We start from the raw sequence: 935 nt of genomic DNA, 5'->3' as shown, positions 1-935 counted from the left end.
CCCCGTGCTGACGGTGGGCATGCAGGAGACGGTGGAGGACGCGGGGCGCGAGGCTGCCGTGCTGGGGTCGCTGCGGCGTAACGAGGGTGGTCTGGAGCGGTTCTGGCTCTCGCTCGGCGAGGCGTATGTCCGTGGTGTGGCTGTGGACTGGGGGGCGGTGTTCGCCGGGACCGGTGCCCGCCGGGTCGACCTGCCCACCTATGCCTTCCAGCAGGAGCACTTCTGGCTGGAGAGCGGCACCGCCCCCCACGCCGAGGAGACCGCCGCCCACCCGGCCGACACCGCCGACGCCCGCTTCTGGGAGGCCGTCGAGGCCAATGACGTGGCCGCCCTCACCGCGGAGCTGGACATCGACGCGGACGACGAGACCCTCGCCGCGCTGCTGCCCGCGCTGTCCTCCTGGCGGCGCCAGTCCCAGGAGCGGTCCGCCGTCGACGGCTGGCGCTACCGGATCACCTGGAAGCCCGCCCCCGACCCCGCCTCCGCCCGGCTCTCGGGCACCTGGCTGGTCGTGCTCCCCGAGGACCGGGACGACGCCGCCGACGCCGTGCTCCGTACCCTCGCCGAGCACGGTGCCGACGTACGGACCGTCGCAGTCCCCGGCTCCGACGACGCGCGCGCCGCGCTCGCCGGACGTGTCCGCGAGGCCCTCGCAGACGGCCCCGCCGCGACGGGCGTGCTGTCCCTGCTGACCCCCGCCGGGACCGGGGCGGCGGCCGGCGTCATCGCCACGCTCACCCTCGTCCAGGCCCTCGGCGACGCCGAGGTCACCGCCCCGCTGTGGTGCGTCACCCGCAGCGCCGTCGCAGTCGACCGCTCCGAGCAGCGGACCGACCCCGCACAGGCCCTCGTCTGGGGCCTCGGCCGGGTCACGGCGCTGGAGCACGGCGAGCGTTGGGGCGGTCTGATCGATCTGCCGGAGCGGGCCGACGACC

At 75.9% G+C, this 935-nt stretch carries 1 pseudogene; it reads left to right on the top strand.

Annotation, left to right across the window (positions count from 1 at the left end):
- Positions 1-19 precede the first annotated feature (19 nt).
- Positions 20-935 (top strand): annotated as a pseudogene (locus tag AQI95_RS43455) (polyketide synthase); the annotation flags it as partial.

It is taken from the genome of Streptomyces yokosukanensis, assembly GCF_001514035.1.
Classification (GTDB): domain Bacteria; phylum Actinomycetota; class Actinomycetes; order Streptomycetales; family Streptomycetaceae; genus Streptomyces; species Streptomyces yokosukanensis.
The sequence above is the reverse complement of the archived record's forward strand: the minus strand, read 5'-3'. Positions and strand labels throughout refer to the sequence as shown.